The 22895-nt window shown below is 44.5% G+C and carries 24 protein-coding genes and 1 tRNA gene; 22 read left to right on the forward strand and 3 right to left on the reverse strand.

From position 1 onward, the window contains the following. The first annotated feature begins 193 nt into the window (after positions 1–193). The 4 genes from ACYVE4_RS24630 (at position 194) to ACYVE4_RS24645 (ending at position 2202) form a co-directional block, all read left to right on the forward strand. A complete protein-coding gene (locus ACYVE4_RS24630; RefSeq protein ID WP_461042929.1) occupies positions 194–964 on the forward strand; it encodes a hypothetical protein in 771 nt (256 codons plus the stop codon). Between the two features lie 35 nt (positions 965–999). Beyond that, a complete protein-coding gene (locus tag ACYVE4_RS24635) occupies positions 1000–1281 on the forward strand; it encodes a hypothetical protein (protein ID WP_461042930.1) in 282 nt (93 codons plus the stop codon). 101 nt (positions 1282–1382) lie between these two features. Then, positions 1383–1883: a hypothetical protein gene (locus ACYVE4_RS24640; RefSeq protein ID WP_461042931.1), complete on the forward strand. Its 501-nt coding sequence runs from the start codon at positions 1383–1385 to the stop codon at positions 1881–1883. A gap of 232 nt (positions 1884–2115) precedes the next feature. Next, positions 2116–2202, forward strand: a tRNA-Ser gene (locus tag ACYVE4_RS24645). Positions 2203–2400: 198 nt separating this feature from the next. Here the strand turns inward: ACYVE4_RS24645 and ACYVE4_RS24650 are convergent. Next, the gene (locus tag ACYVE4_RS24650) at positions 2401–2598 is read right to left on the reverse strand and encodes a hypothetical protein (RefSeq protein ID WP_461042932.1); all 198 of its coding nucleotides are present in this window, start codon (positions 2596–2598) and stop codon (positions 2401–2403) included. A 240-nt stretch (positions 2599–2838) separates the two neighbouring features. On the opposite strand from ACYVE4_RS24650, the gene ACYVE4_RS24655 reads away from it, so the two are divergent. The 9 genes from ACYVE4_RS24655 (at position 2839) to ACYVE4_RS24695 (ending at position 12963) form a co-directional block, all read left to right on the forward strand. After that, positions 2839–3084 carry a 4a-hydroxytetrahydrobiopterin dehydratase gene (locus tag ACYVE4_RS24655; protein ID WP_461043016.1) on the forward strand — a complete coding sequence of 82 codons (246 nt, stop codon included), beginning with the start codon at positions 2839–2841 and terminating at the stop codon, positions 3082–3084. A gap of 84 nt (positions 3085–3168) precedes the next feature. Beyond that, positions 3169–3900 (forward strand): 16S rRNA (cytidine(1402)-2'-O)-methyltransferase, encoded by a 732-nt coding sequence (gene rsmI, locus ACYVE4_RS24660; protein ID WP_461042933.1) that lies wholly within the window; start codon positions 3169–3171, stop codon positions 3898–3900. A gap of 10 nt (positions 3901–3910) precedes the next feature. Next, the gene (locus ACYVE4_RS24665) at positions 3911–5143 is read left to right on the forward strand and encodes a lipoprotein N-acyltransferase Lnb domain-containing protein (protein ID WP_461042934.1); all 1233 of its coding nucleotides are present in this window, start codon (positions 3911–3913) and stop codon (positions 5141–5143) included. Positions 5144–5206: 63 nt separating this feature from the next. Beyond that, positions 5207–6502: an acetylxylan esterase gene (locus ACYVE4_RS24670; RefSeq protein ID WP_461042935.1), complete on the forward strand. Its 1296-nt coding sequence runs from the start codon at positions 5207–5209 to the stop codon at positions 6500–6502. A 71-nt stretch (positions 6503–6573) separates the two neighbouring features. Further along, complete coding sequence (locus ACYVE4_RS24675; RefSeq protein WP_461042936.1) at positions 6574–7506, forward strand: D-2-hydroxyacid dehydrogenase; 933 nt, start codon at positions 6574–6576, stop codon at positions 7504–7506. A gap of 20 nt (positions 7507–7526) precedes the next feature. After that, a complete protein-coding gene (locus tag ACYVE4_RS24680) occupies positions 7527–8954 on the forward strand; it encodes an enolase C-terminal domain-like protein (protein ID WP_461042938.1) in 1428 nt (475 codons plus the stop codon). 202 nt (positions 8955–9156) lie between these two features. Next, positions 9157–11877: a DNA gyrase/topoisomerase IV subunit A gene (locus ACYVE4_RS24685; RefSeq protein ID WP_461042939.1), complete on the forward strand. Its 2721-nt coding sequence runs from the start codon at positions 9157–9159 to the stop codon at positions 11875–11877. A gap of 15 nt (positions 11878–11892) precedes the next feature. Continuing rightward, positions 11893–12261 carry a VOC family protein gene (locus ACYVE4_RS24690; protein ID WP_461042940.1) on the forward strand — a complete coding sequence of 123 codons (369 nt, stop codon included), beginning with the start codon at positions 11893–11895 and terminating at the stop codon, positions 12259–12261. Next, positions 12262–12963 (forward strand): SanA/YdcF family protein, encoded by a 702-nt coding sequence (locus ACYVE4_RS24695; RefSeq protein WP_461042941.1) that lies wholly within the window; start codon positions 12262–12264, stop codon positions 12961–12963. A 24-nt stretch (positions 12964–12987) separates the two neighbouring features. On the opposite strand, the gene ACYVE4_RS24700 is transcribed toward ACYVE4_RS24695, so the two are convergent. Then, positions 12988–14499, reverse strand: coding sequence for a capsule assembly Wzi family protein (locus ACYVE4_RS24700; RefSeq protein WP_461042942.1), 1512 nt, complete (start codon positions 14497–14499; stop codon positions 12988–12990). Positions 14500–14723: 224 nt separating this feature from the next. Between ACYVE4_RS24700 and ACYVE4_RS24705 the strand changes: the two genes are divergently transcribed. From ACYVE4_RS24705 to rplT, 8 genes are all read left to right on the forward strand, one after another. Next, positions 14724–15296, forward strand: a complete 573-nt coding sequence (locus ACYVE4_RS24705) for a DinB family protein (protein WP_461042943.1) — start codon at positions 14724–14726, stop codon at positions 15294–15296. Positions 15297–15377: 81 nt separating this feature from the next. Then, positions 15378–15797 carry an EVE domain-containing protein gene (locus tag ACYVE4_RS24710; RefSeq protein ID WP_461043017.1) on the forward strand — a complete coding sequence of 140 codons (420 nt, stop codon included), beginning with the start codon at positions 15378–15380 and terminating at the stop codon, positions 15795–15797. A 61-nt stretch (positions 15798–15858) separates the two neighbouring features. Continuing rightward, positions 15859–16752, forward strand: coding sequence for a class I SAM-dependent methyltransferase (locus ACYVE4_RS24715; RefSeq protein ID WP_461042944.1), 894 nt, complete (start codon positions 15859–15861; stop codon positions 16750–16752). Positions 16753–16811: 59 nt separating this feature from the next. Further along, entirely contained in the window at positions 16812–18038 is a 1227-nt protein-coding gene (locus ACYVE4_RS24720; RefSeq protein ID WP_461042945.1) for a tetratricopeptide repeat protein, read from the forward strand. A 133-nt stretch (positions 18039–18171) separates the two neighbouring features. Beyond that, complete coding sequence (gene thrS / locus ACYVE4_RS24725) at positions 18172–20115, forward strand: threonine--tRNA ligase (protein WP_461042946.1); 1944 nt, start codon at positions 18172–18174, stop codon at positions 20113–20115. Between the two features lie 193 nt (positions 20116–20308). After that, entirely contained in the window at positions 20309–20863 is a 555-nt protein-coding gene (gene infC / locus ACYVE4_RS24730) for a translation initiation factor IF-3 (protein ID WP_461042947.1), read from the forward strand. Between the two features lie 151 nt (positions 20864–21014). Next, positions 21015–21209, forward strand: coding sequence for a 50S ribosomal protein L35 (gene rpmI / locus ACYVE4_RS24735; RefSeq protein ID WP_461042948.1), 195 nt, complete (start codon positions 21015–21017; stop codon positions 21207–21209). A 128-nt stretch (positions 21210–21337) separates the two neighbouring features. Then, entirely contained in the window at positions 21338–21682 is a 345-nt protein-coding gene (gene rplT, locus ACYVE4_RS24740; RefSeq protein WP_461042949.1) for a 50S ribosomal protein L20, read from the forward strand. A 94-nt stretch (positions 21683–21776) separates the two neighbouring features. On the opposite strand, the gene ACYVE4_RS24745 is transcribed toward rplT, so the two are convergent. Beyond that, positions 21777–22217 (reverse strand): nuclease A inhibitor family protein, encoded by a 441-nt coding sequence (locus ACYVE4_RS24745; protein ID WP_461042950.1) that lies wholly within the window; start codon positions 22215–22217, stop codon positions 21777–21779. Between the two features lie 125 nt (positions 22218–22342). Between ACYVE4_RS24745 and ACYVE4_RS24750 the strand changes: the two genes are divergently transcribed. Further along, the gene (locus ACYVE4_RS24750) at positions 22343–22891 is read left to right on the forward strand and encodes a hypothetical protein (protein ID WP_461042951.1); all 549 of its coding nucleotides are present in this window, start codon (positions 22343–22345) and stop codon (positions 22889–22891) included. The last annotated feature ends 4 nt before the right edge of the window (positions 22892–22895 follow it).

A 22895-nucleotide genomic window follows, 5' to 3' on the forward strand; every position in this document is an offset into this window, starting at 1 on the left:
AAACGTATGTCCAGCCGCAAATCCCTCCTTGCCCAAAAACGTATACGCTAGTCGCTTGTTCCCAAAAACCACCACTTCATGAAACAGCCTTGTTAAAAACTTGAAACAAAATTCAGCTTAGCCCTTTGGGCAGTGATTTAGACAAAGAAGACAATAACTAATTAATTTTCACAACTGTACATCCGTACTTGCTATGAGTGATGATAAGCTATTAACGTATTTTTTTATACTGATGGGAAGTGTCATCGTGATTCCCATTCTATATGGTTTGTTTTCCCTGGTAAAGTCGTTGAAAAAAAGAAAAGCATTGAATGAAAAGGTAAACCAACGCCAGAAAGCCGAACAGGAAAAAGAAGCGACAAAACTGGCCAATCGGGAAATCGCTAATCGGCACTACTCGACGGTCAATCAGGAGGACTGGCAACAGGAAGCCTATGAGGGGCGGCTCGATAGAGCGCCAATGGTTGAATTTAAAAACATCATCCTCTATTACCCGCGACATATTGACGAAACCACAAAAACAAGTAACGACAGAGTCAAAACAGGCAACTATTCTATTGACTCAGTTGGTACGATTAGACCTGAAACATTCTCACTTACCCATACTACCCGGACGGTACAATTGAAATTTCTTTGGCTCAATAATAATCCCTTTCCGGTCGATCTTCTCTTGCGGTTTGATACGTACCAAGAGCCAATTCGTAACAAAGACGGTATCTTTATTAAGATGTATACCGATACGCCAGAAGCCAGCCGAACGGGTCTACCTCCAGGCGAGACCGGGTTCGTGACCTTGGATTTAGATGGCTCTTTTAACAAAAAAAATCCTCATCCTGATAAAAATTATTTAGGCCGCCCCATAAAACTAGAAAGCGTTTTTGTCAGGCCGAGTGCTTCACATGAGGGGTGGAAGGAACATAAAGTGGATATAAAAGTCACACGTTTTAAAAGAAGTAAATCCTGATAACCGACTATATAACAGTCAAAAAGATTATACCTATGCCTGAAAATTCTACTATCAATACTGTAGCCCTCTATTCTGAAATAGCCAGCATCGCTGCCTCCTCGCTGACCAGCTTTGAATTACAACTAAAGGATTTATCCAAAGCCGAGCAGGTTTACTGGAAGAACAAACGGCGCAAGGTGGAACTGGATATTCTGATCAAATTCCTTACCCCGGATGGTGAGCCAAAGCCAACCGATGCTCCCTACGAAAAATTAATTCAGGAGCGGTATGAATTATCAATGAAGTTACTGGAGTACTATTCCGAAAATCCGTAGTAGGCTACCCAGGGGAGTTAAACGGCTTTGGAAATTGAGCCAGTCCCCAATTCTATAAATACATAAACCTCCCACCGTGAAACCGCTAAACCGTTGTAGAGATGGACGAGTTTCAATTAATAGATCAACTTTTAATCACACTGGAATCTGGTGGAATTGTAATCATTACCAAAAGTACAAATGATTCTGAGGTTGATGCAATTTTCAGAGCCGAAGCTTATGGGCTATTAATTCAAAGTGGCAATCGATACCGATTGACTCAAAGAGGTTATGAAGTAATCAATTCTGGAGGATTTAAAATTTGGGAGGAGACCAATCAACAACGAGAAAATGAGGCACATCGGGCAGTAATAGACAGTGCAAGCGCCACTGTTGATGCGGCCGGCTCGGCAAAGCGCTCAACGTATGCTGCATGGTTCTCAGGTGTAATTGCTTTGGTGGCTGTTGGCCTGACCTTCTATCAGATCTGGAAAGGTTCTGAATCCGATAAAGAGTTCAACGCATTAAAAAAGCGAGTTGAAATAATAGACTCGCTAAGGCGAGTCCCGCAGCCAGTCCCGAAACCCATAAAGGCTCCGAAAGAAACGAGAAAAAAGAAGTAAGCCTTTTCATACTATAAAGTTAACCTATATACGTCGCTAAAAACCGATCTCCTTAATACTATTTCCACCCAGACTTGCATAACTGCCCCAAAATCCCGTATTTCGCGTTCCGTTCGTCAATCGTTCGCTTTTAGTTCTGCTATTTACTTCCGATTTCGGGGCAAAATGAAGTTGAGACGAAGTTGGGGACAAAAATAACTTCCTAATTATCAACCAATTGGGTAAGGAAAATAGAGAGGTGTCCGAGTGGTTGAAGGAGCACGCCTGGAAAGTGTGTATACGGGTAACCGTATCGAGAGTTCGAATCTCTTCCTCTCTGCATATACCCTTGTAAATGTCTGTATCCTAGGCGTTTGCAAGGGTTTTTTGTTTAGTTGCAATCTGATTGCAACGAACGGAGTAGTTGACTAGTTGATCTAAGTTGCTGTTATTGAAAAAAATAGAACAAGCTGCCTAAACTGACCTCAGTTTGGATCAATGATAAACGAAACATCGGCCCTGAAATTACTGGAAGGTTCTAACAGGGAAGTAATTCCAGGGCGTACTTAACCCGGTACTGGAGCCACTTCAGCGCAGCAACACTCTTTGTAGTTTCGTACTCTAAAGCGTCGATCTGACATACTATCGTAACCAATTCCCAGGCTGACTTATAGGGGTAGAAGTCGTCTGCACTCTGAATCACCTTCCAGAGCGTTTCACGAAATTCAATAAACATAGTGTCAAGTGATTGAGGGGATTTTAAGGAAGAAATCCTGTCTGATAGAATATGTAAGTATGAATGGTGTTTCATGAAAAGGCAACTAATTAGGTCTCTAAAAAGATTGCTTCGCCAGTAAATTGTGAGCTATCGGGCTGGTAAGTATTGATTTCATGCAGGATTATCATACCATATAGGTTATCAAATACAATAGTGAAAACACTCCTGTCGGCCTATAGTTTTATAGCATGCAGAACCATTAACCTACTATATATGTGGCAGGAAAAAGATAACCAACTTACTCGCGAATTTGAATTTGCTGATTTTAGCGAAGCATTCGCATTTATGACTCGTGTGGCGCTTATCGCAGAGAAAATGGATCATCATCCGTGGTGGTCGAATGTGTACAATCAGGTTACTATAAAACTGTCCACGCACGATGCAGGCGATGTGATAACCGATAAAGATCGCAAGCTGGCGGAAGCGATCGATAAAATTGTTTAAGATGTATCGTTTAAAGTTTCAGGCTGGCTGGCGAACTTTGAATCGCTTTGGCGATCCGGTTGAACCGTTAAACGTTGACTTATTTTGAAACTCTACCTTGTGCCGACTCCCATCGGCAACTTAGACGATATTACCCTGCGCGCAATCAATGTACTAAAGAGTGTCGATGCTATTCTGGCTGAAGATACCCGAACTTCCAGTGTATTATTACGTCATCTGGCTATCAGCAAACCGCTTCACAGTTACCATATTTTTAATGAACATCAGACCGTACAGCGACTGGTGAACCAATTGAAAGAAGGGAAAACATTGGCTTTAGTATCAGATGCCGGAACGCCGGGTATATCAGATCCCGGTTTTCTACTGGTGCGAGAATGCATTAAAAACGAGATTCCGGTAGAGTGTTTACCCGGCCCGACAGCCTTTGTACCAGCTCTGGTTAACTCTGGATTGCCTAATGATCGCTTTACCTTCGAAGGGTTTTTGCCACACAAAAAAGGTCGTCAAACTCGACTGATGGAACTGGCAGGGGAGGAGCGAACAATGGTTTTTTATGAATCTCCTCATCGATTGCTTAAAACACTCCAGCAATTTTCCGATGTGTTAGGCCCGGATCGACCAGCTAGTGTATCTCGGGAGCTATCCAAATTATTCGAAGAAAATCAACGGGGAACATTGTCCGAACTTATCGCTTATTTTGCCTCAAAAACAATAAAAGGTGAGATCGTTATCTGCGTGCAGGGAAAAGAACCCGTTCGAGGAAAGCCCAAACGAGTCTATGGCAATGACGTTGAGGATGAAGAAGATGAGCAATAGGGTATGGAGTATGAAGCTAGGGGCAGGGAGTAAAAAGTGGATCTGTGGCCTGGTGTGTGTGTGTTGTTTATCACTCATCGTTTATCACTCAGCACATGCTCAAACCCTTTCACCTGCATCAAGGGTTAGCCTGATTACCTATGGTCCTGGTAATGATGATATTTCGTCGGCATTTGGGCACACTGAAATACGAATTGTCGATCCGGTGCTGGGGTTCGATAGCAATTACAGCTATGGGGGATTTGATTACCGGGCCGACAATTTTATTCTCAAATTTTTGCGCGGTACACTGCCTTATTTTATATCGGTTCACAATATAAACCAAGTCATTTATTATTACCAGCAGACGAACCGAAGCATTCGGGAGCAGTATCTGAACCTGTCCCTGACTCAACGGCAGCGTTTATTGACTGCGCTGCAGGAGAATTACAAACCTGAAAATCGATTTTATCGATACAAATTTTATTACGACAACTGTTCAACCCGTCCTCGCGATATGATTGTTGACGTTTGTGGTGATAGCCTGACAATTCCTTCACGGGATCGTATGACGGGGAAATCGTACCGAGATTTAATGAATGACTATCTGACTGAGAAGCCCTGGTATCAGTTGGGTATGAACCTCGCCATTGGGCATCCCGCCGATGAACAGACTAATGGCTGGCTAGCGATGTATCTGCCCGATCAAGTGCATGATCAGTTTGCCCGCGCTACAGTACGCCAGGCAAATGGACTGTCCGTTCCATTGGTTCAGGGTGAACAAACGATTTTTGACCCTCCTAAACTATTTCGTCAGCAAGTTCCCTTTATTTTCGATCCAGATGTTGTTTTTACATTATTTGGTGTTCTGGTGGCTTTATTTACCATACGTCGGTATGTAGTAGCCGGGAAAGTTGATCGCTGGTTCGATCGACTTCTGTTTGGGGTTGTAGGCTTATTAGGGTGGCTTCTGTTTATTATGTGGATGATCAGAGACGATGGCGTGACGGGTTGGAACCCTACTATTCTCTATCTGATGCCACTTCATCTACCATTCATTTATTGGGCTACAAACCGTAACACGACAGCTCGTCGGCGTACGTTTTATTTTGGGGCAACCTCCATCCTGATCTTACTGGGTATTTTTCTGTCTAACATTCCCGGAGGTTTCGATGTGATCTTCCCACTGACGTTATTGATTCGGTGTATAGTGAACCTCCAACCTGTCCGAAAGGCGTACCGTCTGCCTACCCAAATTGATTGATGGCGGTTATAATTTGCCCGAAAGTCGCTTTACTGGTTTACAGTTTACGTCTCGCTACATTCCATGAAAAAACTACTTCTGCCCATTTTTCTATTGATATGGGTAAGTCAGCTACTGGCTCAGCCGTCACAACTATTAGTTACGGTCATCGTGACCCCTGATCACGAAAATTGGGTCTATAAAATCGGAGAGCCGGTTAAATTCACTATTTCCGTATATCGAAACAACGTATTACTCAAGGGCGCGAAACTCCGCTATGAAATTGGGCCGGAAAAGATGGAGCCGACCAAAAAAGAAACGGTAACGCTAAAGGATGGCACATTGGCATTGGAAGGCGGAACCATGAAAACGGCTGGTTTCCTGCGTTGTATTGCCACCGTTGAAGTCGAAGGAAAGGAATATCGTGGCTTAACAACGGCAGGTTTTGATCCGCAGGGTATTAAACCAACTGTTGAAAATCCGGCGGATTTTAAAACGTTCTGGGATAACGCAAAAGCTGACCTGGCCAAAATTCCTATCGACGCTCGGATGACTTTGCTGCCTGAACGTTGTACCGAATTGACTAATGTTTACCACGTTAACCTTCAGAATATCAACAGCTCACGCTTTTACGGAATTTTGTGCGTACCCAAAAAAGAAGGAAAATATCCGGCGATTTTGCGCGTACCTGGTGCAGGTGTACGTCCCTATGCAGGGATGATTGCCGAAGCCGAAAAAGGATTTATTACGCTTGAGGTAGGCATTCACGGTGTTCCGGTTATTATGGACCCCGGCGTCTATGCTGATCTCGCGCGGGGACCACTCAACGGATATCAATCGGCTAATCTGGATGATCGTGATCGGTATTATTACAAGCGGGTATATCTGGGTTGTGTTCGCTCAGTCGATTTTCTGACTAGTCTGCCGCAATATGATGGGCAAAATATAGCGGTTACAGGCGGAAGCCAGGGGGGCGCTTTATCTATTGTTACCGCTGGGCTGGATTCAAGGATCAAGTGGTTGGGAGCGTACTATCCCGCGTTGGCTGATGTGACTGGCTATCTGCATGGACGGGCTGGTGGCTGGCCACACTTGTTTACAGGCAAAGAACTGGCGTTCAACAATAAACCCGATCGGATCAAAACGACAGGCTATTATGATGTAGTCAATTTTGCCCGATTAGTTAATGTACCGGGACGTTATGCCTGGGGCTTTAATGATGAAACCTGTCCGCCAACATCAATGTATGCAGCGTATAACGTAATACCCGGCCCCAAAATACTGGATATTGATTATCTGCTTACTGGTCATTGGACGTATCCGGAACAAACCGAGAAAATGACTAACTGGCTACTCGGTCAGTTGAAAGGTATAAAATAACTCGGAATCAACTTTCTGAATATGGCCGGTTTAAGCGCAACTAAATCGGCCATTTCTGTGTAAAATAATGTATGCAACTATTTGTTAATACCAATCTCGACGATACGCTTAAAGCTGTACTTCAACAGCACCTTCCTGCCGACGTAACGGCGATCTTTCGACATAATTTGCCTAAAGAGGAGCAACAGGCAGCATTCCTGTCGGCTGATGTAGTGATGGGTAATCCACCAGCTGCCTGGTTTGGTGAAGAAGTTCCAAATCTGAAATTCTGGCAGTTAGATTCTGCCGGATTCGACGGATATAAGCAGGCTAAACTGAAAGGATTGGTCGCAAATATGGGCGATTATTTTGCCTGGCCCTGTGCTGAGACCATGATCGCGGGTATTCTGGCTATGTACCGTCGCATTCCCGAATTAGTTATGCTTCAAAACCGCTCGGAATGGGTGGGCGCGCCTATTCGCGACCGGACGGGATTACTACGTGAGAAGCGAGTTGTTATTTTAGGGACAGGTACTATTGGACAGGCTGTACGACAAATGTTGACCGGATTTAATTGTCCAACAAAAATGCTCGCCCGAACCGATCCACAGGCTGAACTGCACACTGTTGAAGAGTTGAAGCAAGAACTATCGCAAACGGATATTTTGATCAACTGCCTTCCAGGCACGGCTACCGGTTTTGTGTCGGCAGATGTACTGGCGGCTATGAAGCCCGGAAGCATATACGCCAATGTAGGCCGAGGAAGCACGACCGATGAGCCTGCCCTGATCCAGGTGCTGCAATCGGGGCATCTCGGCGGTGCTGTTCTCGACGTAACGGCTATCGAACCACTACCTTCTGACAACCCACTCTGGACGTTACCAAACGTATTGTTGACGCAACATACAGGTGGTGGACAACCGAATGAAGATTCTGGAAAAGTTAGCCATTTCCTAGGCAACCTGAAGCATTTTTTGGCTGGAGAGCCACTCGTCAATGCGGTGGATCTGAGCCGTGGTTATTAGTTAATATACCCTGTTGTTGAATGGCTGAAATGGATAATCAATTAACCCATAAAAAAGCGATTAATCGCCGGACATTTATTCAGGCTGCCGGTACGTTGGTAGCGATGGGAGTAGGGGAATCCATTCCAGCTGTTGCCAATAGCCATCAAGCATGTAATTCAGCGAAAACAATTCGGATTAAACAGGTCGATTCCAATTTTGAGCGGGAGCCATTAAATCCCTATCGATTCAAGGGAAGTGCTATTACCGAAAGCTGGCAGGTTGCTTCATTGCTCGAAAGTGATTCAGGTATTCGTAAAATAGGTTTATGTACACAGGGTGTCTTATGGTCTGATTCGAAAGTGTTTGCCGCTCATTCAGAACGGGTTGGCAATGCACTTATGTATGCCATTAGCGATCGGGCATTGCAAATGATAAAAGGTAATTCGTTTACCGATCCAGTTACCTTACTGGAAGAGGTTTTGCCTGAGGTATATTCCTACGCAAAAACCATTACACGTAATCCTGATCTACGAAAAACTTTCGCGCTCAATGCACTGGTGTCCGTCGATAATGCTGCCTGGTTACTCTACGCGCAGGAAAATGGCCTGACTCAATTCGATCAGATTATTCCAGGAAAATACAAACCGGGACTATCGTATCGTCATAAAAATGTAGCCAGTATCCCTTCGTTTAGCGTAGGTACAACGGCTGACACCATCAAAAAAGCAGCTGACGAAGGCTACTTCATCCTAAAACTAAAAACAGGAGCGGCTGGTACGCAAGCCGAAATGCTGGAGAAAGACATTGCATTTCTGACGGCAGTTCACAAAGCCATTGGTCAATACGAGACTCCGTATACCAAGTCTGGAAAGATTCCGTATTATTTCGATGCTAACGGTCGCTACGAAAAAAAAGATACGTTGCTCCGTTTTCTGGACCATGCCCGAAAAATTGGCGCTTTTGATCAGATTGCGGTAATTGAAGAGCCTTTCGAGGAGCAGAATGAAACGTTTGTAGGCGATCTGGGGGTTCGAATTGCTGCCGATGAAAGCGCTCACACAGTCGAAGATGCAGCTATACGGATTCAGCAGGGGTATTCGGCAATTGCGGTGAAAGCCATTGCCAAAACTCTGAGCATGACCATGAAAATCACCCAACTGGCTTATGAAAAAGGTGTCCCCTGTTTTTGCGCTGATTTGACTGTAAATCCTATTCTCGTCGATTGGAACAAAAATGTAGCCGCTCGATTGCCGCCTTTTCCTGGAATGACGATTGGCTTGCAGGAAACGAATGGACACCAGTATTTTAAAAACTGGGATCGATTGATGAGTTACCATCCTAAAACAGGCGCCCCCTGGACCCAAACGGTTCGGGGCGTATATCCAACAGGGGATTCTTTTTATAACGAAAGCGGAGGGATTTTTTTTTCCTCGGCCCATTACGAAGAACTGTTTCGTCAGTCTTGAGAATAGCCTGTAGATTGATTTGCCATCGACTTATACTGAAGAGTATAAATTTTGAAATATACCAAATGTACAAACCATATTTTTGCCGCGCCAAGCGTTCAGAAGCCCAATTCTGAAAAAATTTTCGTATATTTAAGGTATCGAATACGCCAAGAATTGAACCGATTATCCACCAGCTTTTTGCCGGAATAGTTCCCAGACTATGTCAACAACCAACGAAGAAAATGAGGGTTTATTAGATGACGATTTACCCCAGTCCGATGCAGCTCTACCCGCTGAAGAAGAAGGAGTGAATGAAACCCTTGAGTCGATTGACCAACCCATTGCTACTACTAATGAAGTCCTGCATGACCAGACTGTTGTGTCGGGCCTATACGAAAATTATTTTTTGGATTACGCGTCCTACGTTATCCTTGAGCGAGCCGTACCGGCCGTAGAAGATGGGCTGAAACCGGTTCAGCGCCGGATTCTGCACGCCCTCAAGGAAATGGACGACGGGCGTTTCAATAAAGTGGCCAATGTGATTGGGCAGACCATGCAGTTCCACCCGCATGGTGACGCATCCATTGGTGAGGCCCTTGTCAATATTGGGCAAAAAGAATTGCTGTTCGATACACAGGGTAGTTGGGGAGACGTTCGGACGGGCGATGGTGCAGCAGCTCCCCGGTATATTGAGGTTCGCCTGTCGAAATTCGCGCTTGATGCGATTTACAACGATAAGACCACCGAGTGGCAATTGTCGTACGATGGTCGGAAGAAAGAGCCTGTAACACTTCCTGTCAAGTTTCCTCTATTGCTCGCGCAAGGCGTTGAGGGTATTGCGGTTGGGCTATCGACTAAAATTCTGCCGCATAATTTCAATGAGCTGATTGACGCTTCCATTCAGATTCTCAAAGACAAACCCGTTTCGCTTTTCCCAGACTTCCAAACCGGCGGTCTCATCGACATCAGTAATTATAACGATGGTCACCGGGGCGGTAAAGTGCGTGTGCGGGCTCGCATTGAAGAACTCGACAAGAAAACGCTGGCTATTCGCGATGTGCCGTTTGGTGTAACGACTTCGCAATTGATCGACTCAATTGTTAAAGCTGCCGAATTAGGCAAAATTCGCATCAAAGCTCCTAGTCGAACGACAGCCGCTGTCGTCGATAATACGGCGAAAGATGTTGAGATTCTGGTTCATCTTCAGCCTGGCGTATCACCCGATGTGAGCATTGATGCGCTCTATGCCTTTACCGATTGTGAGGTGAGCATTTCACCCAATGCCTGCGTCATTATTGGTGATAAACCTCATTTTGTTAGCGTAACAGATATTCTGCGTGTCAACACACACCAAACCGTTCACCTGCTGCAACGCGAACTGGAGATTCGACGTAGTGAGTTGATGGAGCGGTTGCTGTATAGCTCGCTTGAAAAGATTTTTATTGAGAATCGGATCTATCGGAAAATTGAAGAGTGTGAAACCTTTGAAGCCGTCCTTCAAACAATAGACAAAGCGCTTAAACCATTTAAAAAACAGTTTTATCGGGAAATCGTTGAGGATGATCTTATTCGATTGACCGAGATCAAAATTAAGCGCATCTCGAAATACGACGGATTTAAAGCCGAAGAGTTGATGCGTCGACTGGAACAGGAATTGGCCGAAACGGAAGACAATCTGGCCAACATTGTTCGCTATGCGATAAACTATTATAAAGATCTACAGAAAAAGTACGGCAAAGGTCGAGAGCGTAAAACCGAAATTCGAGGTTTTAACACGATTGCTGCGAATGTGGTAGCCGCTGCTAACCAAAAATTGTATGTCGATCGTGAGGGTGGATTTATTGGATACGGCCTGAAGAAAGACGAATACGTCAGCGACTGTTCTGATATCGATGATATTATCGTGTTCCGGCGCGATGGTAAGTGCATGGTCACGAAGATTCAGGATAAAGTGTTTGTCGGCAAGGATATTGTGTATGTTTCCGTTTTCAAGAAAGCCGACGAACGTAAGATTTATAACGTCGTTTATCTGGATGGGAAATCCGGTATTTCGATGATCAAACGGTTCCCGGTAACAGGTGTTACACGTGATCGGGAATATGACTTGACAATGGGTAATCCAAAGTCGAAAATGACGTATTTTAGTGCCAATGACAATGGCGAAGCGGAAGTAATCACGATAAACCTGACAGCACAAAGTTCGGCGAAAATTAAGCAGTTCGATTTTGATTTCGCGACTATTGCGATCAAAAATCGCTCGGCGCAGGGGAATATTCTGACCAAGTATCCGGTTCGGAAAATTACCCAGAAAACAGGTGGTGTTTCGACGCTCGGCGGAGTGGATATTTGGTACGACGATCACCTAGGTCGACTTAATCGCGATGAACGCGGTAGGTTACTGGGTAATTTTGATGCCAAAGACAGTATTCTGGTTGTCTATAAAGATGGACAATATGAACTGACTAGTTTTGATTTAACGAATCGATACGAACCGGCTGATATTTCTGTATTAATGAAGTTTAGTCCGGAAATAGTATTGTCGGCAGTGTATTACGAAGCGAATCAAAAAGCCTGGTATGTGAAACGATTCAAAGTAGAGACTACCTCGCTGGATAAAAAATTCAGCATTATTGGTGATGCGAAGGGCTCGAAATCGTTAGCTGTAACAGCCGATCAATATCCGCGGATTGAAATCGTTCATCAGGTAAAAGATCGGGGGCCGCTGGAGAAAATGATTCTAGAACCCGAAGGCTTTATTGATGTGCGGGGTTGGAAAGCATTAGGCAATAAGTTGCCATTTGCTAAAGTGAAAGAGGTAAAATTGTTGGCCCCAAAAGTGGTAAAAGAAGCTGTCAAAGCAACCCCTGTGAGTCAAATTGCGTCTGTAGAAAATACAGAGCCTGATGAAAAGGAAACCTTGCAGTTAGGCTTATTTTCGTAGAACCAAAACCAAGCCATGGCTGAGGCTAATTTTTTAGGATTACGGACAGTAATTTACGCAGCTCCGAATCTTACGGAAACCAAAGAATGGTATTCGAAAGTTTTTGGTATCGCGCCTTATTTTGACGAACCATTCTACGTGGGGTTTAATGTAGGCGGCTATGAGTTAGGGCTTGATCCCAATCTGTCGATTGCTGAAGGAAGTACAATAACCTATTGGGGAGTTGAAGCTATTGATGCGAAGGTACAGTATCTGCTTGAGCTGGGTGCTACGCTTCATGCTGACGTTCAGGAGGTAGGAGAGAGTATCAAAGTTGCAGCTGTTCGTGATCCATTTGGCAACGTTGTTGGATTGATTGAAAATCCGCATTTCAGTTTACCATAAATGAATACAACCTTGGCTACCAGTTACAGTGATGAATTGCCGCATGAAGCGGTGGGCATCCGTGTGGCCAAGTGGTTAATCAAGGCCTTGATTGTACTCTCTTTTTTGGGAGCTACCGTAGTGCTGGTTTGTAATTGGTGGGTTGTTTACAACACCCGTAATCAAATTTATTTCGATATTAACGAATTACCTGCCAACGATTACGGTCTGGTTTTAGGAACTAGTAAGTTTGTTCGAACGGGAAAAGAAAATCTGTTTTTCCGCTATCGGATGGAAGCTACCGCCCGGTTATGGAAAGAGGGGAAAGTAAAATATCTGATTCTGAGTGGTAACAACGATTCAGAATATTATAATGAACCCGCCGATATGAAGCGTGCACTGACCAAACTAGGTGTTCCGGTATCGGCTATGTTACCCGACTATGCTGGCTATCGAACCTTCGATTCCGTTGTGCGGTGCAAAGGCTATTTTAAACAGGAAAAAATTACGATTATCTCCCAGAATTTCCATAATGCCCGTGCCCTTTACATTGGTAATCATGAGGGTATGGAAGCTATCGCATTTGCTGCTCAGGACGTACCTGATGGTTACTCCTGGCGTACGCTCATTCGCGAATACCTGGCTCGTCCAGCGGCTCTGCTGGATATTTACGTATTTCGTCCAGAGCCGGAGAAAGGTAATGCAGAACGGAAACGTAATTGACCGTTTACAGTATCCGGAATGTAACTACCTGGATCGACGACGTTTGGTTTGCCCTTCCTTCCGAATACCGATATAAAATCCCACGCTATTATCATATAATTCTCCAACATCAGTAGCGACTGCAGCGTTAGCGGTCACGCCATTGAGAATATAGAGCGGAGAGGATACTGAAAAAACTGAAGAAAATTGGCGAACTGGTCGACCAAATGGTTTTTCGTAAGTTCCCAGGTTTTCACTGTAGGATGCTTTAAACTGGAATCGAAAAAAGTCAAGAATCTGCCCAGAAAGACCCAGATGCAGAACCGTTACCCGGTTGTTGTTCGTAAACCCATAGCGAGGCAAATTGCTACGACTATCCGTTGTGGGAGAAATAAAAGGTGTACCCATCGTTAAGCCGTAGCGCGACCAGCCGTCCTGGTACTGTGAATGATTAAAGTAGTTATCCCGCCCACGTTGAGAATTAATTGTCTCTACAAATACATTACCTCCCTGACTTGCTGTATACAAATATTCGAAGAGAATATCGTGGATCTGCAAACCGTTTGGATTGGTTGGGCGTCGATTCCGGATACGAATTCCATTCAGACCGTCCTGAATATTAATGAGATAAAAAAGAGAACCATCCTCATAAATGCTCTGGCGGTAGGCAAAAATTGAAAATGTATTTGCCGTATATTCAAAACCAAGATCGACAGAACCCAGATGATTACCAATTCGGTTTTCCCGGTCGAAAGCACTTAAACGGGTCGAATCGTCATCAGTATTAGCAAGTGATTGGGCCGTTACCACTTTCATGTAATCACTGAATCGATTCGGGAGCTGATTGTTTTTGACTGTACTGCCAGGTAAACGCTCTGTATTACCACCCCACATAACCTCATGATTAATACCGGCATAGAGTTTTAATCGCCAGTTTGGTTTACCGAAACGGCCATATAGTGCTTTCTGATGCAACAAAGTATTGTTGATAAAACGCTCTTGTTCAAACCAGCCGTGTGCATAAAAACCTTTGAAGCTGAATAGACCATTTCGGGGCACGTAATCGGTTATGGCGAGTTGTATTTTCAACATCGGTAACGTATTGCCCGACCAGGCGTACGAACCTGAGCTGAGTGTCGAGTCAACAAGGCCAATTATTTCACGTCTTCTACCACCCCAAAACTCTATATTATTCCCGAATTTAAGCTTTACATAAGCTTCGGGAATGATTAATTTATAGTCGTAGCCCGCATTTAATATACCTTCGAATCCCCAACCCCAATCAACTCGTCGATTGGTAGCTCGCATGCTGTCGACCATCGATTTTGGTGCATCATGGTAATCTACCCGGAGGCTCTGACGCAGCGTCATGATCGCATGTTCGCTGGGAACAATGCCGTATTGATTTGCCCGAAGCCAGAAAGGAATAATACCAGTTGTAGAGAAATAACTACCTACTTCGGAGCGATAACGAAGAGGTTTGGTGGTTTGACCCAAACAGATCGAAGCTCCGAGCAAACAGGGAAGAAAAAAGCGCAGTATACCGAATTGAATCATAAACGAATTGTATCTTCCCCTCAATCGTTTACTAGTCCTTTAGTTTTGGACAAAGAAACAATTTGCGATAAATATTGTACATAAAATATGCCACTCTATCGATTATTCTGGATTTTATACTAAGCGGAAATTCAAAAAAGAATGTGTTTTTGTGGTTTCGGTTGATTTTTTCGGAACGACATAAATAATGACTTACCTTTGTATTTGATAAATTAAGGCTAACCATGATCCCAAATGACGAACTGATTCGTATCATCGATTTATTAAATACGACGTACGAAGGCGAAGAAGCCTGGCATGGACCATCAGTAGTTGAGGTGTTAAGAGGTGTAACCCCCGATATGGCGGGTCGCCGAATTGCACCGAATACACACAGCATCGCTGAACTTGTTTTTCACATGACAAGCTGGCGAATTTTCTGCGTAAAAAAAATGCAGGGCGACGCAACGTTTGATATTACTACGCCCGATAAAAACTTTGGGGCACTGCCCGATAAAATAGATGATTTCGAGTGGGAAGCCCTCGAAATGGAATTGAGTCTGAGTCAGGAAGAGTTAATTAACGAGCTCGACAAACGCGACGACGACGAGTTTCTGGAAGACATTGTTCCTGGTCGAGATTATACCTATTATGATATGCTTCATGGAATCATTAACCATGATCTTTATCATACAGGTCAGATTATGATTCTGCGTAAAGCGCTGGCTTTTAAAGGCACTGATTCCCGTTTTGATGATGACGTAGACGAATACGGATCATCCTACGGTAGCAGCCACGAACATGACGATTATTATTGATAAAAGAGCGAACGAGTGAATGAGCGAAAAGCTGATGCGAACAAACTTATTCACTCCTTCGGTCATTCACTCGTTCACTCATTGAATTTCTGGCTTGTCAAATCTGAACCCGATGCATTCGGGTGGCATCATTTTACGGAAAAAGGCCATGCCGTTTGGGATGGCGTTCGCAATTATCAGGCGCGTAATAATCTGAAAGCTATGCAATTAGGCGATCAGGTCTTGTTTTACCATAGTGTAACAGGTCTTGCTGTTGTCGGCGTTGCCAAAGTGGTCCGAGAATTCTACCAGGACCCCACAGTGCCGGATGATTCTCGCTGGGTAGTTGTTGAATTAGAGCCTGTTATGGCATTAGATGTTCCCGTTGCGCTGGCGCAAATCAAAGCTGAACCCATGCTGGCTAACATAAGCCTGATTCGTCAATCTCGACTTTCCGTCATGCCCGTACGCCTGGACGAATTTGAGTTAATTTTAAAAATGGGACAGAAGGAAAATATATGATGTAGGAAGTATGACGCAGGTTATTATACATCCTACATCATATAGCATATATTAAATCAACATGGCTGACATTCAGCTTATTAATCCCGCTCCATGGTCTGAGTATGAACTCATTGATTCGGGCGATTTTCAGAAACTGGAACGGTTTGGTGAATTTATACTCTCCCGTCCTGAACCTCAGGCTATTTGGGATAAATCACTATCAGATGACCAGTGGGAGAGTCGCGCTCATGCTATTTTTAGACGTGATCGCCAATCACCAGAGCGGGGTGACTGGCAAACCGCACCCGACATGCGCGATCCCTGGTATGTATCGTTCCAGCAGGAAGAGTTAAAGCTGAAGTTTAAGCTCGCACTTACCACGTTTAAACATGTGGGGTTATTTCCCGAACAGGCCGATAACTGGACTTATATCAGCGATAAAGTTAAAGGTATTGCCCACAACGTTTCCCGACCAAAAGTATTAAACCTATTTGCCTACACAGGAGGAGCTTCGCTGGCCGCTCGTCAGGCTGGCGCAGACGTCACCCATGTTGATGCCGTGAAACCGGTCATTAGCTGGGCAAGGGAAAATATGGATCATAGCGAATTGGATAATATTCGCTGGGTGGTTGAGGATGCGGTAAAGTTTGTTCGTCGGGAAGTCCGTCGGGGGAATCAGTATAATGGCATTATTCTTGACCCGCCCGCTTACGGTCGCGGGCCCGATGGTGAAAAATGGGTACTCGAAGAACAGTTGAACGGCCTTCTCAAATCCTGTGCCGATTTACTGGATCGGGACGACTTTTTCTTTATCATAAATTTATACTCACTCGGTTTTTCATCGCTGATTCTCGATAACTTGATGCGCCAGATTTTTGGTAAGGTACCCAATCCAGAATGGGGTGAGTTAGCGCTCGAGGATAGCTTTCAGAAACGATTACCTTTGGGTGTATTTTATCGGTTTGCGTCATGATGAACGAGCGAACGAGTGAACAAGTGAAGGAGCGAATAGCTGACACACCTTCAAAGAGTATGTGGCAGTCTTTCGCTCGTTCATTCGCTCACTCGTTCGCTCTTTTAATTTTCCTTCTTTCCTGCGATAGCGAAGATCGGCAAACAGCGCATATACCTGATTATCCAAAACCCGGCGATCCTAGTCGTACGGAAGGGGCATTGCGGGCATTGACTCGAGCAATTAATCAATCGTCGTCGCCTTCTGCCTATGCCAAACGTGCCGCTGTTTTGCTAACAATGGGGCGAGTCAACGAGGCTTTGAGTGATATTGACGAAGCCATCAGTCGAAATGATAACACTGGCTCCTACTATCTGATTCGGGCGCAGATTTTGCGATTGTTGCAGCAACCAGATAAAGCATTTCAGAATGCGCAACGAGCTGAAATTCTGGGTGTTGATACGCCAGAGCTGTACACGTTACAGGGCGATCTGCTTCAACAACAGAATCAATTCGATAAAGCAAAACTTTACATTGCCAAGGCCCTCCAAATGGCACCTTACGATGGCGAAGCTTATTTTTTTAAAGGCTTAATGACGGCCCGCCAGGGAGATACAACACAGGCATTGGCATTGTATCATCAGTCGCTTCGATTAAAACCGCGCTATCTGGAAACCTACAATCAATTGTCATCAATCTACCGTACGCTGGGTGATCTTAATTCTGCCTTGGTGTATAATGAACAGGCATTGCGATATTTCCCTACGAATCCGAAGCTTGCCTACAATCGGGGTTTGATTTACCATACGGAAGGAAAGCTTGATAGTGCTATGGCTGATTATTTACGAACAGTAAAAATTCAGCCCAATTATTACCAGGCTTATTTCCAGATGGCCTTGATCAATCAGAAATATCGAAATCATTACGCTGCATTAGCGAATTTCCAGCGTGTGCAACAGCTCCGACCACAGTTTCCACATATTGATTCTTATATTGGTTATAGTTACGAATTTACAGGGCAGTATGAGCAGGCAATTGCTGCCTATAAAAAAGCAACGGAGCTGGATGTAAATGATTATCAGGCAAGATCAGGATTATGGCGATCTGAGCGTAAGCAGTATGCAGTTCAAAACCCATATAGCTCCTTATTTTTGCAGGATAGTACTGCCGATAATACCTTGGCACCAACACGAACGCGACCTATGTTGGATACAACCCGCGTTCGTATTTCGACTATTCAACCGAAGGCAAATGTCACAAGCCAAACCAGTGATTCACTTCGCCGAACGGTAAAACCAATAAACTAATTTGCGATGTATGGTGTAAGAAGTATGAGATAGGATGTATAATTGCTGTAATACATCATATATCTTACATCAAATTTTAAGTGGCTTACAGTTGTAGGTAGGCTGCGGGTACCAACTATAAAATAGTAAACCAATGATTGCGCAGGACGAACAAATCCGCGTAACGCTGCCCGATGGTAGCGTTCGGCAATATCCTAAAGGTAGCACCGGGCTGGATATTGCTACTCAAATTAGCGAAGGGCTGGCCCGTAACGTACTGGCTGCCAAAGTAAATGGCGTTGTTCAGGATGTCACGCGCCCGATTGAGCAAGATGCCAATGTCCAATTGCTGACCTGGAACGATACAGAAGGAAAAGCAACCTTCTGGCATTCGTCGGCTCACTTACTGGCCGAAGCTCTCGAAGCTTTGTATCCAGGTGTCAAGTTCGGGATTGGTCCTGCCGTTGAAACCGGATTTTATTACGATGTCGACTTAGGCGGACAACCTTTTTCGCAGGAGGATTTTAAAAAGGTCGAGGACAAAATGCTCGAACTGGCCCGGCAAAAGCAGGCTTACATTCGTAAACCTATGAGCAAGGCCGATGCGATTGCCTATTTCGAGGAAAAAGGCGATCCATACAAACTCGATCTGCTCGAAGGGCTGGATGATGGAACGATTACGTTTTATACCCAGGGCGATTTTACCGATCTCTGCCGAGGGCCACATATACCCAATACAGGCTTTATTAAAGCTGCCAAGATCATGAACGTGGCGGGTGCGTATTGGCGTGGCAATGAGAAAAATAAACAACTGACCCGGATTTACGCTGTTACCTATCCGAAACAGAAAGAGCTAGATGATTATCTGTTTTTACTTGAAGAAGCTAAAAAACGTGACCATCGGAAGCTGGGAAAAGAATTAGAATTGTTCGCTTTTTCGGAGAAAGTAGGAGCGGGGCTTCCTTTGTGGCTTCCCAAAGGAACTATGTTGCGTGAACGACTTGAAAATTTCCTAAGGAGAGCGCAGTTGCGTGCGGGGTATTCGCCTGTAGTAACACCACACATTGGTAGTAAGCAATTGTATGTAACGTCGGGCCACTGGGAAAAATACGGTGAAGATTCGTTCCAGCCGATTAAGACTCCAGATCCGAATGAAGAGTTTTTGCTGAAACCGATGAATTGCCCGCACCACTGCGAGATCTACAAAACTCGGCCACGTTCATACCGGGATTTACCGTTGCGATTGGCCGAATTCGGTACAGTATATCGGTATGAACAATCAGGTGAATTGCATGGACTAACACGTGTTCGGGGTTTTACACAGGATGATGCACACATCTTTTGCCGACCAGATCAGGTGAAGGATGAGTTCATGAAAGTGATTGACCTGGTACTTTACGTCTTTAAATCGCTTGGTTTTGAAGATTATAGCGCTCAGGTTTCCTTGCGTGATCCGGAAAACAAAACCAAATACATCGGCTCTGACGATCTATGGGAAAAAGCCGAAGCAGCCATCATCGAATCGGCGGCTGAGAAAGGGCTACCAACAATAACTGAATTGGGCGAAGCTGCTTTCTACGGACCAAAACTCGATTTCATGGTGCGGGACGCACTAGGTCGTAAATGGCAATTGGGTACCATTCAGGTAGATTACAATTTGCCGAATCGGTTCGAGTTGGAATATATTGGCGCTGATAATCAGAAACATCGTCCCGTCATGATTCACCGGGCACCATTTGGCTCGATGGAGCGGTTTATTGCGATCCTGATCGAGAACTCGGCAGGTAACTTTCCGCTTTGGTTGTCTCCTGAACAGATCGCGATTTTGCCGATCTCGGAAAAGTACGAGAATTATGCCAACGATCTGTTTTTCAGTCTTCAGGAACACGATATTCGTGGCTTTGTTGATTTGCGGGACGAAAAGATCGGTCGTAAAATACGGGATGCCGAAGTAAATAAAGTACCGTATATGCTCATTGTCGGCGAAAAAGAATCTGCCGAAGGCACCGTCTCCGTCCGACGTAAAGGCCAGGGAGATTTAGGATCTATGAGTGTGGAAGAATTTGTGAAAGTCTTCCAGGCGGAAATAAAAGTTTAATAGTTTGATCTGTTTCTGGTTTAAAGTTAAGTGTAGTAGAATTTGAAACATGAAACTTTAGATCAGAAACAGATTTGTAACTTGCGCAGAGTTCGTATTTTGGCTAGATTCCCGAACTTTTTAGAAACCCTTACGTTATCAAAACGACTTTAAAAAGTCTATATTAAACAATTAGTTACCCTAAACACAATCTATGGCATTACCCCAGCGCAGACCACCTCGTCGTGTGGTTGAGGAACCGTACAAAGTTAATGAGCGCATTTTGGCCCGCGAAGTTCGGGTGGTCGGTGAAAATGTAGAGCAGGGAATCTACGACATTAATAAGGCACAGGCGATGGCCAAAGCACAAGGCCTCGATCTTGTTGAAGTATCGCCCAATGCAGTGCCCCCCGTTTGCCGTATTGTAGACTACTCTAAGTTTAAATACGAGCAAAAGAAAAAGCAGAAAGAAATCAAGGCAAATGCGACAAAGGTCGTCATCAAAGAAATTCGGTTTGGTCCCAATACCGATGATCACGATTTTGATTTCAAATTGAAACACGCCATTAACTTCCTGAAGGAAGGAGCGAAAGTAAAAGCGTATGTTCAGTTTGTTGGCCGAGCTATCGTGTTCAAAGACAGAGGCTTGCAATTGCTGGAACGTTTCTCCAAAGGATTGGAAGACTACGGCAAAATTGAATCAGAGCCGAAACTGGAAGGCAAGCGTATGACTATGTTCGTATCGCCTAAAGTAGTCACTAAGAAATAAGATATAAAGTTGTAGGGTTATAGAATTGTATAGTGGACCGGGCATATATGCCATAAAACTGTACAACTCTGTAACCCTACGACTTTATAACTTATTTTTTGTATCTTTGCGGCCTGTTTACTTAAAAATCCATATTTAGCGTTTTACAAAAATGCCAAAAGTAAAAACAAACTCGGCTGCCAAGAAGCGTTTTAAGCTGACGGGTACCGGTAAAATCAAGCGGAAGCATGCCTTCCACAGTCATATTCTGACGAAAAAAACAACCAAGCAGAAGCGTAATTTAGTACACCAAACGCTGGTTGATGGTCCTGACGAGCGTCGTATCAAAGCGCTGCTTAACGTCTAGTAAGACAAAAAAGAATGCGGTTGCATTCTGGTTCACGTTTCACCCGATGCCAGGCCTAAAGTGAATGATGGATGTTTTAGATTTTACACTCCTCTTCCGCCTGTTGTCAAAAAACAACTAACAATACAATGCCACGTTCCGTCAATCACGTAGCCTCACGGGCGCGTCGGAAAAAAGTAATGAAGCTGGCCAAAGGTTTTTATGGTCGCCGTAAAAATGTTTGGACAGTTGCGAAAAACACTATCGAAAAAGGATTAGGATATGCCTACCGTGACCGTCGGGCCAAAAAACGCGATTTTCGTGCACTTTGGATTCAGCGGATCAACGCTGGCGCCCGCATCAACGGGTTATCGTATTCGGCTCTGATGGGTGCTCTGAACAAATCAGGCATCGAATTAAATCGTAAGGTTCTGGCCGATCTGGCGATGAACCATCCAGAGGCATTTGCCGCTGTTGTGGAACAAGTGAAGTAAACAGAAATAAGAAGTCAGGAGCGAGGAGTGAATAACAGGAAAAGCTAACGCAGGTTATGTCTGAACCCTATTATTTATTCCTCGCTTCTTTTGTTTATGTCTGTACGACTTTAGTTTTTAATCCCGCCCGTTCACCTTCGGTCTGGAGGCCAAGTAAATACAGATCCATTTTTGAATCACCTACTCGAAATACCTGTCGAACGGTTAACGTTTTCTCCGCTATTTCTTTCAATTGACTAAAGGCTGCCGTACGGGCTTTTTCTTCATCCTCATACCAATCCTGGTCAGTAACCACAGGTGCCCAAAAGTCGGCCTCTGGAAGTTCTTCTACATAAATGGCAGGTGGAAGCATTTGCCAATCCTTAATCTGACTAACTGTTAGTGGTTCAGGCTGTTTTAAGTAACAGGTAACCACCTCAATTGGCTCATCAGACTCGCTAGGGTAAAGTAAATCAGGTAGGAGTGGCGTAGCTAATTCCGAAAATGATTTATTTTCTGAAACTTGATCGCTACTTTTTGGTTCGTCATTCGTCATAAGCGTGAAAACAGATTCGCGACAATTTAACCGTTTCGAATTGAAGTATCTCTTGAAATCTATCTAATTTTAACACGCGGGTGTTAAGTAAACCTATTCCCGCTTAACCCAAAAAGCAAGCAATCATGTTAGAAACATTGATGAACCTGGTTCAGCAGAATGCTGGACAGGCAGTGATTAACAACCCGGCTATTCCGAACAGCCAGAATAATAGCGTAATGGAGACCGTTGCCGGGAGTATTCTGAGTGGTCTAGGGCAGCAGGCGCAAGGCGGTGGCTTAGGGAATTTACTCGGCATGGTTGTCAACGGAGGAAATGTCCAACAAAGCCCTGTAACGCAAGGTGTTCAGCAGCACGTTGAGCAGAATTTGATGGAAAAGCTGGGTATATCACCTCAGGTAGCGATGTCCGTAGCGAGTGCCCTTGTTCCTATGGTTTTGAGCAAACTAATGCACAAAGCATCAGACCCAAACGATTCGAGCGTCGATGGTAACTCTATTTTAGGGGCAGCCACTGGTAATCAGGGCGTCGATTGGATGAGTATGGCTGGAGCAGCGATGGCCGATGGTAAACTCGATATGAACGATCTGCTTCGTGTAGCTGGTCAGCAAGGAGGATCGGGTAGTTCAGGCGGAGGACTAGGAGGTATGCTGGGTGGTTTATTTGGTCGCTAAGGCA

The sequence above is a fragment of the Spirosoma harenae genome (assembly GCF_054776975.1).

Coding starts and splice junctions, on each gene's coding strand:
- ACYVE4_RS24630 (WP_461042929.1), top strand. CDS start 194: ATGAGTGATGATAAGCTATTAACGTATTTTTTTATACTGATGGGAAGT.
- ACYVE4_RS24635 (WP_461042930.1), top strand. CDS start 1,000: ATGCCTGAAAATTCTACTATCAATACTGTAGCCCTCTATTCTGAAATA.
- ACYVE4_RS24640 (WP_461042931.1), top strand. CDS start 1,383: ATGGACGAGTTTCAATTAATAGATCAACTTTTAATCACACTGGAATCT.
- ACYVE4_RS24650 (WP_461042932.1), bottom strand. CDS start 2,598: ATGTTTATTGAATTTCGTGAAACGCTCTGGAAGGTGATTCAGAGTGCA.
- ACYVE4_RS24665 (WP_461042934.1), top strand. CDS start 3,911: ATGAAGCTAGGGGCAGGGAGTAAAAAGTGGATCTGTGGCCTGGTGTGT.
- ACYVE4_RS24670 (WP_461042935.1), top strand. CDS start 5,207: ATGAAAAAACTACTTCTGCCCATTTTTCTATTGATATGGGTAAGTCAG.
- ACYVE4_RS24675 (WP_461042936.1), top strand. CDS start 6,574: ATGCAACTATTTGTTAATACCAATCTCGACGATACGCTTAAAGCTGTA.
- ACYVE4_RS24680 (WP_461042938.1), top strand. CDS start 7,527: ATGGCTGAAATGGATAATCAATTAACCCATAAAAAAGCGATTAATCGC.
- ACYVE4_RS24685 (WP_461042939.1), top strand. CDS start 9,157: ATGTCAACAACCAACGAAGAAAATGAGGGTTTATTAGATGACGATTTA.
- ACYVE4_RS24690 (WP_461042940.1), top strand. CDS start 11,893: ATGGCTGAGGCTAATTTTTTAGGATTACGGACAGTAATTTACGCAGCT.
- ACYVE4_RS24695 (WP_461042941.1), top strand. CDS start 12,262: ATGAATACAACCTTGGCTACCAGTTACAGTGATGAATTGCCGCATGAA.
- ACYVE4_RS24700 (WP_461042942.1), bottom strand. CDS start 14,499: ATGATTCAATTCGGTATACTGCGCTTTTTTCTTCCCTGTTTGCTCGGA.
- ACYVE4_RS24705 (WP_461042943.1), top strand. CDS start 14,724: ATGATCCCAAATGACGAACTGATTCGTATCATCGATTTATTAAATACG.
- ACYVE4_RS24715 (WP_461042944.1), top strand. CDS start 15,859: ATGGCTGACATTCAGCTTATTAATCCCGCTCCATGGTCTGAGTATGAA.
- ACYVE4_RS24720 (WP_461042945.1), top strand. CDS start 16,812: ATGTGGCAGTCTTTCGCTCGTTCATTCGCTCACTCGTTCGCTCTTTTA.
- thrS (WP_461042946.1), top strand. CDS start 18,172: ATGATTGCGCAGGACGAACAAATCCGCGTAACGCTGCCCGATGGTAGC.
- infC (WP_461042947.1), top strand. CDS start 20,309: ATGGCATTACCCCAGCGCAGACCACCTCGTCGTGTGGTTGAGGAACCG.
- rpmI (WP_461042948.1), top strand. CDS start 21,015: ATGCCAAAAGTAAAAACAAACTCGGCTGCCAAGAAGCGTTTTAAGCTG.
- rplT (WP_461042949.1), top strand. CDS start 21,338: ATGCCACGTTCCGTCAATCACGTAGCCTCACGGGCGCGTCGGAAAAAA.
- ACYVE4_RS24745 (WP_461042950.1), bottom strand. CDS start 22,217: ATGACGAATGACGAACCAAAAAGTAGCGATCAAGTTTCAGAAAATAAA.
- ACYVE4_RS24750 (WP_461042951.1), top strand. CDS start 22,343: ATGTTAGAAACATTGATGAACCTGGTTCAGCAGAATGCTGGACAGGCA.